The sequence below is a fragment of the Neobacillus niacini genome (assembly GCF_000759675.1).
In the GTDB taxonomy this organism is placed as follows: Bacteria; Bacillota; Bacilli; order Bacillales; family Cytobacillaceae; genus Neobacillus; species Neobacillus niacini_A.
On sequence record NZ_BAWM01000110.1, the window covers coordinates 1 to 400 of the forward strand.

Below are 400 nucleotides of genomic sequence, written 5' to 3' on the forward strand. Positions count from 1 at the left end.
CCACGCTTTGAAATGACAATCTGACCTTTCCATTTTCCTGAACTTGCTTCAGCTAGGTGTAATCCCGCATGACGTAATAGAGAATTTCCGTGAGAGAAACCACTTAGATCTCCTGATTCACCAAGTATCCCGGCTAATGAAATTTCACTTATTCCTTTAATCATCAGTAGTTTTTTTGCAAATGGTATTTTGGAGAGAACTTCTTTAACTTGTTGTTCAACTCTTTCGAGTTGTTTTACAGCGAGGTCATATTCCTCTAATAGTTGTTCTAAATGGAATTTATAAGCATCCAGGGCCTGTCTGGTCCCAATAGAGGATTTTGCTAGATTGATTAATAATTGAGCCTTCTTGGGTCCTGGTTGTCGTTTCATTAAAGACTTCCACCCCCTCATGACATCTA

1 protein-coding gene is annotated in these 400 nt (G+C 39.0%); it reads right to left on the minus strand.

Translation table 11 applies throughout. The features are described from left to right. Window positions 1-400, minus strand: a 400-nt coding sequence (locus TR08_RS24170) for a transposase (protein ID WP_045522606.1), incomplete at both ends; no start/stop codon positions are given.